The sequence below is a fragment of the Blautia sp. MSK.20.85 genome, assembly GCF_013317245.1.
In the GTDB taxonomy this organism is placed as follows: domain Bacteria; phylum Bacillota; class Clostridia; order Lachnospirales; family Lachnospiraceae; genus Blautia_A.
The window spans coordinates 91,301-100,539 of the sequence record NZ_JAAIUN010000013.1 but is presented as its reverse complement, the minus strand read 5'-3'; the positions used below and the strand labels follow the sequence as shown (position 1 = coordinate 100,539).

Annotated in this window: 7 protein-coding genes and 1 tRNA gene; all 8 read left to right on the top strand. The window is 40.5% G+C overall.

All coding sequences use genetic code 11. The annotated features are described in order from the left end of the window. Positions 1 to 146: 146 nt before the first annotated feature. Positions 147 to 217 (top strand) — tRNA-Trp (locus G5B12_RS09375). 233 nt (positions 218 to 450) lie between these two features. Beyond that, a complete protein-coding gene (locus G5B12_RS09370) occupies positions 451 to 1,590 on the top strand; it encodes a hypothetical protein (RefSeq protein WP_174088092.1) in 1,140 nt (379 codons plus the stop codon). Positions 1,591 to 1,729: 139 nt separating this feature from the next. After that, positions 1,730 to 2,821 (top strand): zinc ribbon domain-containing protein, encoded by a 1,092-nt coding sequence (locus G5B12_RS09365; protein WP_021975807.1) that lies wholly within the window; start codon positions 1,730 to 1,732, stop codon positions 2,819 to 2,821. Positions 2,822 to 3,105: 284 nt separating this feature from the next. Beyond that, positions 3,106 to 3,285: a hypothetical protein gene (locus G5B12_RS09360; RefSeq protein ID WP_021975806.1), complete on the top strand. Its 180-nt coding sequence runs from the start codon at positions 3,106 to 3,108 to the stop codon at positions 3,283 to 3,285. After that, positions 3,282 to 5,588 (top strand): sigma-70 family RNA polymerase sigma factor, encoded by a 2,307-nt coding sequence (locus G5B12_RS09355; RefSeq protein ID WP_174088096.1) that lies wholly within the window; start codon positions 3,282 to 3,284, stop codon positions 5,586 to 5,588. The genes G5B12_RS09360 and G5B12_RS09355 overlap by 4 nt, the downstream gene beginning before the upstream one ends. Positions 5,589 to 5,800: 212 nt before the next feature. Further along, a complete protein-coding gene (locus G5B12_RS09350) occupies positions 5,801 to 5,944 on the top strand; it encodes a hypothetical protein (protein ID WP_021976375.1) in 144 nt (47 codons plus the stop codon). 228 nt (positions 5,945 to 6,172) lie between these two features. Then, positions 6,173 to 8,587 carry a sigma-70 family RNA polymerase sigma factor gene (locus G5B12_RS09345; protein WP_174088095.1) on the top strand — a complete coding sequence of 805 codons (2,415 nt, stop codon included), beginning with the start codon at positions 6,173 to 6,175 and terminating at the stop codon, positions 8,585 to 8,587. A 169-nt stretch (positions 8,588 to 8,756) separates the two neighbouring features. Then, positions 8,757 to 9,236, top strand: a complete 480-nt coding sequence (locus tag G5B12_RS09340; RefSeq protein WP_021975993.1) for a zinc-ribbon domain-containing protein — start codon at positions 8,757 to 8,759, stop codon at positions 9,234 to 9,236. Positions 9,237 to 9,239: the final 3 nt, after the last annotated feature.

The window sequence follows — 9,239 nt, the reverse complement described above, 5'->3', positions numbered from 1 at the left end:
TGTTACTAATCGGGTGAGGGCTTGACCAAGAAACGCAGGTTAAGAATTGATTCAAAGAGTTTGATTAACAATCAACAAGCATGTATGTAGTTTTGAGAGTACAATGTAAAAGAATTCGTGGCCAACAGCCACTTTTTCTTGTATATAGGGGATTGGTCAAATGGTATGATAGGGGTCTCCAAAACCTTTGGTGGGAGTTCGATTCTCTCATCCCCTGCTATTAATGAGTCGGTAGAACTTTAAAATTAAAGTTTTCCGGCTCTTTTTTGTTATGTTGAAAAAAATAAAAATTTTTTTTAAATATTAAAACCAAATCTCTTTTTGCATCGTCTATAATATAGAAAGAGGGGAAAAAGTAACTATAAGAAGGCACTGAAATAAGTATCGACAGTGAGTACACAAGAATATGATGAAAAAATCATATAAATAAAAACAAAGGAGAGAAAAATTATGTTAAGAGAAAAAGTTGCAAAACTGACAAAGCTTCTGTTTGCAGGAGCAACAATGGCACTGTGTGTGGCAACGGTCAATCCGGCTGTGCAGGTTCAGGCTGGGATGTTGGAGGAGAGTGAACCAAATGAAGTTCCGGCTAATGCGACATCTTTGCCACTGAATACCTGGATGAGAGGAATTACAGTGAAAGGCAGTGATACGGATTATTATAGCTTTATTATTCCTGAAGGAAATGGATGTGCACAGGTTGAACTCAGATCAGGAGATGATAACCCGAAAGACAGTGCGAAATGGAGAGTTGATCTGTATGATGCAGATAGGAATCCACTCAATAATTTTTCTGGAAACTCAGGAAAAAGCTATGTATTAGGACTTGCACCTGGAAAATATCTGGTAAAAGTAAAAAGTACCATTGGATATGGTCCACAATGTTCCTATAATCTGAGAGTTAATTATACCGCGTCAAGTCAGTGGGAAAAAGAGCAGTATTACAAAAATAAAACAATGGGAAATGCGAACTCTGTAGTTGTAAATAAATTATATACAGGAAATCTCTATAGAAATTTTGATAAAGATTATTATCGTATCAAGCTGAATGGAACGAACAATGTTACTTTTAAATTTATGATAGATGATTCGGTAGATGTTCCTGGCAGATGGAGAGTTGATTTTTATGACGCAAAGACCTTTAAGCTCTTAAAGGCAAATAAAAACAACAGTATTTCAGCAAATGAAACATGGACGGTAAGATGTACAGGCGATTTAATTGTAAAAATTGGAACTTCCAGCAATGCAGAAGGTAAGATCTATCATATCCAGGCGTCTGCTAAAACTTATAAAGCACCTGTTGTAAAACCAACCGCAACAACAATCTCCTCAATCAAAGCCGGCAAGCGCCAGGCAACAGTTTACTGGAGAAAAGCCAACAATGCAACCGGTTACTATGTATACCGAAGCACAAATTCAAAGAGTGGATACAAAAAAATCGCAACAGTAACAGGAAAGACATACTACACAGACAAGAAATCTTTGACCAGCAAAAAAACATACTATTATAAAGTAGTATCTATCCGTAAATCCGGTTCCAAGGTTTTGACAGCGAAATCTTCAGCTTGCAAGAGTGTAAAGATTAAATAAAATCGGATAGTGCTGTATAATGCCGGAACTTTTGTAACTGGGTTCCGGCATTATTAGTCAAGCGGATATTTGCAACTCTCGCAGGGGACTTCTTTAATTCGGTTAAACATTAAAATTATCAGAGAAGGAGATTATGAAAATGAATGAAATTAATAATATTTCTTCTGAAAAGAAGAAACTATCTGTTACAGTGAAAAATATAATACGAACACTGACATTTTGTTGCGTAATATTATTTTTTTGTCCGATGTTTATGGTTTCCTGTTCAGATTCAGACTGGGGTGTAGATACAGATCTGATAAAGGTATCAGCAGTAACAGCAATAAAAGGTATCTCAAGTTATGGTGAGACACTTGTATCTCCACAGCCTGTTATTGCATTATGTCTGTTGCTGCCTGTAGCTGTATTAGTGTTTCTTTTTATAAAGAAGTTTACAGATAAACAGACGTCAGCAGCTGTTTGTGGAATGACAGTGCTGGATCTTATTATATGGATCATTTTCAGAACATCTGCAAAGAAGTTTGCGGAGGATGCTCAGTGTCAGTTTAAAACAACAGGATGGTATGTCATCAATATAATAGCATTGCTTTTGATTCTTATATTTACAGTGTTAATACTGATAAATCGTTTACAGATGCAGACAGATTTAATGGATGTTTTTTCAAAAAAGGATATACATAATGCTATGGGGCAAATGTCAGATACAGTAGGGCATTTTTCCAATACAATGTCACAAATGGCGGGAAACGTAGCAGGTAATATTCGAAAAAGAACAATGAAAGAGGATATAATAGGTTATTGTGCAAAGTGCGGAAAACCGATTACATATGGACATAAATTCTGCATTTCATGCGGAACGCCTGTTCCGGAAAGTATGATTGCGGAAGCGGAAGCAGCGAGAAAAGCGGCAGAAGAAGCAAGAAGAGCAGAAGAAGTAAAGCGCGAGGCGGAAGCAGCAAGAAAAGCAGAAGAAGCAAAGCGCAAAGAGGAAGCAAGAAGGGAAGAAGCGAAACGTATAGCGGAAGAACAGAGAAAATCCGCGGAATCGGTAGCAAAAACAGAAGAAATTGCAGAAAAGCAGACGAAAATGCAGGAAAAAACAGATGATACACCAGAATCTGCAGAACAGTACATGGAAACAGAGGATAAGGTTGTAAAATGCCCTCAGTGTGGTGCAGAAATAGAAGCAAATGCGAAATTCTGTAAATTTTGCGGGTTCAAACAGTGGTAATTTCGGGTAAGGCAGAAATTATCATAGTGTGCGAAGAAAAATAGAATACAGATGAATGATAGCCCTGTGTATATGTTCAAAACATATCCAGGGCTATTGTGGATTTTTCAACCGAATCAAGTAAGTCCCCTGCCTCTATTGCGGAAAGCAATAAGCTGTGAGTGGGGACTTGATCGTGAATATTCGCCTGATTTTTAAGGCGTTAAAGTTACTGATTTTCCATAAAAATATAAAACCGGCAGTAACTCTGAATCGTCTATAAAGTAGAAAGGGGAGAAAAAGATATGACAGAACATGACATTGGAAAAATGATTACCTGTACGATTGACAGTATGCCGGTTCCCTGGGAAAAACTGTGGACTGTGTTTCGAAAAATCCTTCAGTTGACACAGCGGGAAAATGAGAATAACATCATACAAAAAGAAGAAAATAGTGAAGTGGAAACAACGGGGGAAGAAGAATGAGATGCAGTAAATGTGGAAGTGAAATACCAGATCATGCAAATTTTTGCAGGAACTGTGGAAGTCCTACCAGAAACAATATGACATGGCTGGTTCAGCGGGCGAGGGCAAATGATCAGCAAGCGCTTGCGGAAATATATGAGATCAGCAGTCCGGCAGTGTATAAAGCCATAAGAGTACTTATTAAAGATGAAGATACGGTTTATGATATTTTGCAGGATACCTATGTAAAAGCATTCACCAGACTTGATCAGTTGCAGGATGCAGAGAAACTGATCCCGTGGCTGAAAATGATCGCGAATAACCGTGCCAAAGACTGGCTGAAAAAATCAAAACCCGTATTTTTTACAGATATTTCCGGTACAGAAGAAGAGGACAATGTGTCTTTCGAGGAATCAATAGAAGATGTCCGTTCTGATATGAATCCGGAAATGTCTATGGATGAAAAAGAAGTTCGTCGTCTGGTAATGGAAATCCTGGATCAGCTTCCGGAAGATCAGCGAATCGTGATCGGTATGTTTTACTATGAAGAGATGCCGGTAAAGGATATTGCGGCGGCACTGGAAGTCAGTGAAAATACGGTTAAAAGCAGATTGTCTTATGGTCGTAAAAAAATAAAAGAACAGGTCCTGGATCTGGAAAAGCATGGAACCAAACTTTACAATGTCGCGCCGTTTGTATTCTTCCTGTATCTGCTTCGCAGAGTGGATTCTGTGTCCGCAGAGCCGCTTGATCCAGATGCGTTGCAGGGAATCCTGAATTCCTGTTCTGGAGGAATATCCGGGAAACAACTTACATGGGGAAAACCCGATTCAGACAGTAATTTACAAAATGGCCAAAATGTTCAGGGAGGAACCGGTGCAGAAGGCAGTGCGGGTAACTCCTGGAATCGCACAGATGCATACGGAGATAATGGAAACAGCTGGAGTGATACAGGTATTTCAGAAAACAGAAGGAATCCGCAGAGCAGTACAGATGGATATGGAGATAACAGAAATAACTGGGGTAATACAGGTGCATCAGGAAATGAGAGAAAAAGATGGAATGGAGCCAACACAGCCGGCAATGACAGAAAAGCAGCCGGGGCTGCTGCAAAGGCTGGGACTGCTAAAACTGCAGGTGGTGCGGCAGCCAAATTTGCGGGAATTAAAATTGCGGCACTGATTCTGGCAGGATCTCTGGGTGCCGGAGGTATTACATATGGTATTGTGAGAAATGCGGATACCTTGCCGTTTGTCCATGAGCAGAAAGTTAAAGATACTTCTGATTCTGCAAAAGGAAAAACGTCTTCCGGTTCAGAGAAGAAATCGGGTACAAAAACGACAACAGGAACTGAAAAAACGACTGACACAAAGAACTCAGCAGATTCAAATACTGCATCCAACGCAGATAAAACTTCAAATACAAAGAAGTCTGCGGATTCAAACGGAACACAGCAGAATGCCCAGAATCCACAGACAGAATCCGCAGTCACACCAGAACCAACGGCCATACCGGAACCAACGGCCACACCAGTGCCGGCAGAAAATCCAAGTAATTATCAGGATATGCCGGAATATGCCAAATATGCATCTTTTATCCAGAATCTCTGTGCAAATACAGCTGGAACTACAGAGATAGCATTGTACGATATTGATGGGGATGGAATCCGGGAACTGATATTTTCTCATGGAACCTGTGAGGCAGACTGGATCAATGATGTTTACACTTTGGAAAATGATACAAATGTAATTTCTATTGGAAGTATCGGAAGCCATGTAGGACTTTATACGGCACCGGACGGAAATGGAATTTATTCTCAGTTTGGACATATGGGATACGAGAAAATAGATCGTTTTACCAAAAACGGAAATGCACTTAATGAGGAAAACATTGCGACCACAGATGTTGGCTCAGGAGAATACACAACCTTTGACAGAGAAATCAAATTAATTCCTGTTTCGGAACTTGGTGGTGGTCAGCAGGATCAGAATGGAGATTCGCAGGAAGTGGAAGGATTGGATTTGATTGCGGGAACGTGGTATACCTGGGGAGGAGATCCTTATCATTTTAAAGCGGTGATTTCAGGAAATACAATAAAAAAATATGGTCCTGGTGCAACAGAGCCGTCTTTGGAAGAAACGATCAGTGAAGTGATAAAAACCGATTACGGCTACTATTATTTGGTGCACTATGGATTTGGTGATGCGGGATATCGATATGAAGTAAATGATCCGGAAAATTTGTTATCAGTCGGTGCTGATCCATATAGTACAGAGGGATTTAGTGGTACTGATAGTTTTTGCAGAAATAAAGATTTTAACTGAAATAAGTAAGCCTTGCGAGGGTGCAAAAAGCAATAGGCAGCAGTTTAAAAAGCACATACAGGGATTCGCTCCCCTGATATGTGCTTTTTTTCAAAAAATTTCTTTTTTCTTAAAACCTGTACATCATGGTGATCGTCTATAAAGTGAAGGAGGTAAAAAAGGTAAAATCCAGGAAGATACTTAAAAACGATGAGAGAAAAAGGAGCATTTTTATGAATAAGAAATGGAAAAGAACAACAGTACTTGGCGGGTTAGCAGTGATTGTGATGGTCATTTTGAGGAGAAGAAAAAAACAATTGAAATTGAGCGAAAACAATATTAAAATTGTACGTGAAAAGAAGAAAAAACGACAATAAAACAGAAAAATGAGGCATATTCGACAATATAAACGACATAATTGTAGAAACCCCAATTATGAAAAAAGTAAATTCGTAAGATATTTATAATATCATATAAGACTTGCTTCATTTAACCAAATCAAGAAAGTCCCCTGCGGGGTTGTGAGAAGCAACAAGCAGAGGCTGGGATTTGTTGAACAGAGTTTTTTATATAAAAATGAACGGAAGAACAACGGGAGGAGAAATATGAGGTGCGTGAAATGTGGACAGGAACTTCCCGATGATGCAAATTTTTGCAGAAGATGTGGAAGTCCTACCATAAGAAATATGTCTTACCTGGTTCAGAAGGCGAGGGAGAATGACCAGGAAGCGCTTACAGAAATATATAAGATCAGCAGTCCGGCAGTTTATAAAACGATACGGGTTTTGATAAAAGATGAAGATACGGTTTATGATATCCTGCAGGATACATATGTGAAGGCATTTACCAGGCTGGATCAGCTTCAGAATCCGGATAAACTGATCCCCTGGCTGAAAATGATCGCCAACAATCTTGCAAAAGACTGGCTGAAGAAATCAAAACCGATGTTTTTTACAGATATATACGGTGGAGAAGAGCTGGAAGATATCCCTTTTGAGGAGTCCATAGAGGATGTCAGGTCAGAGCTGAATCCTGAGATGGCTATGGATCAGCAGGAAGCAAAGCGTCTTGTAATGGAGATTCTGGACCATCTGCCAGAAGATCAGCGAGTGGTTATCGGTATGTTTTATTACGAGGAGATGTCCGTGAAAGATATCGCGCAAACTCTCGGAGTCAGTGAAAATACCGTAAAAAGCCGACTGTCATATGGGCGCAGAAAAATAAAAGAGCAGGTTCTGGATCTGGAGAAACGTGGAACGAAACTTTACAGTGTTGCACCGTTTGTATTTTTCCTGTATCTGCTTGGAAAAGCCGACAAAGTATCAGCAGAACCGATGGCGCAGAAAGCTTTGCCGGATGTTATGCAATCCTATTTCAGGGAGATATCCGGACATACTGCATCTCAGGCAGGGGCTGCTGGAAGCAGTTGGGGAAATAGTAGCAGAAACCCAGGAACGGGAAGTCTTAACCCTGGTCAGGCCGGATCAACAGGAACACCGTCAGGGCCTGGATTGTCTGGACCGGGGCATGCAGGATCAAATGCAGGCGAATGGGCATCAAATGCGGCACATACAGCAGCCTCGACCTCATCAAAGGCGGCAGGAACCATAACAGGAACTGCTGCGAAACATGCAGGGCTGAAAATTGCGGCAGTGATCCTGGCAGGCTCTCTGGGGGCAGGCGGCATCACCTATGGAGTTGTAAGAAATATAGATAAACTGCCATTTGTTCATCAACAGGAACCGCAGGAAAAAGAAACAGCAGAGACGCAGAAAGAAGAACAGGCAGAACCTGAAGAAACTCCGAAAGCAACCCAGGCAGCAGAAGCCGACGATAAGGCAGAGGAGAAGTCTTCGGAAAAAGAGGAGAAAAAGCTTTCAGAGGAAGAACTTTACCGGACATTTTATGATGGATATGTAGAAGATGAGAATCTTCAGGTGATCCAGGATGGTTATGTGGCGGATTATGATTTCAATACAGGTTATGCAAATGATCTGCTGTTAAGCGCTGCGATGGAAGATTTCGGAGGAAATGGAAATAAAGAACTGCTTCTGATCCGGACCAGGGCGAAGGAAAAAGATGAGAACAGCAGTAATTATACAGATGTAGAACGACCGTTATATATGGAACTTTATGGGATTGATGATCAAAAAGTAACCTTGAGGAAGGAACTGGAGATCCCGGATACAGATCTGAATACATATGGAGACAGTATTGAAGAGAAGCTTGAACTGCGAAAAAAAGAAGGTTCTTATTATCTATACAGATCTGGACGATGGTCACCGAGTCATGGGGCAAGTGATTATCTGGACACTTTTATAAAAATGTCAGAAACCGACATGGTACAGGAGTGTAACCTCAGATGGTGTTTTGGAGCTACTTATGGAACATGCCAGATCAATGGACGGGATTTTTATACCGGTAATAAAGATTCGGATATGCAGCAGATTGAGAATCAGCTTGAAGTTTACGGGATGAATGGCGGTCAGGAATTAACCGGCCCATATTTATTGGATTTTAACAGATGGGCAGACTCGGACGCACAAACGTACAGTCAGCGAGATAACGCAATATTACAGAACTGTTTTGCTATGCAGTCTGCACAGTCGGCAGTCGTCTCACCGACATTTACCCCAATACCAACTATTGAGATACCGCAGGAAGAAACTGGGGTTACGGAATATTATTTTACAGTATTACGTCCAAAATACAGTGAGGGAAGCACTTTGCCATGGACAACACAGGTGGATTATAATGCGGATGATGACACACTTACTTTTTACGCAACATTTAGGAAGTCGGATAAAAGCTCATTTGTATACGATGAAGCAATAGAGGTGTCGTATGGTCAGAGAACGTTCCAGCTGACTCCGGATACAAAATATTTATATAATGAAACAGATGAACAGGTTGCCAGACCAAAAGAAGATGCTGTGAATACCTGTGTAAGAGTAAATGGTTTGCAATTGTTAATAAAAGTCGTCGATGGAAACGTAGAATCCATGACATTTTCTTCATAAAAAACAAAAATTTTTTTCATCCCCCTAAAACCTTCCCTTTCCCTGAATCGTCTAATAATCAGAAAGGGAGGAAAACAGGCGGGGAATTGCAGCATACAGGGAAAGCTGCCAGAAGAGGATATGATAAAAAAATCATATACATTAAAAAAGAGAAAAGGAGAGAGAAACTATGGTATGTAAACATTGTGGAACTCAGAATCCGGACAGTTCTACATTCTGCCAGGGATGTGGAGCGAAACTTGGAGGCTCCGGTACAGCCGGAAGCAATGGCGCCGGAGGAAATAATTCTTATGGCGGAAACACCGCAGGCTTTAATGGAAGCACCGGAGGTTATGCAGGAAATAACGGAGGATTCCAGGGAGGCAATTACAATCAGAACAGTAATTTCAACAGATCACAGTTACCGAACACCGCTTCTATCCCGGAAGAATATCAGCCAATTTCCATGTGGGGATATTTTGGATATGAACTTCTGTTTTCTATCCCGCTGGTAGGATTTATCCTTCTTCTGGTATTTTCGTTTGGCGGAACAAAGAATAAGAACCTGAAGAATTTTGCCCGTTCTTATTTCTGCTTTATGATTGTGATCATTGTTCTTTCCATTATTTTCCTGGGAAGTACGATAGGCGCTGCATTGAGTTATATGTAATTA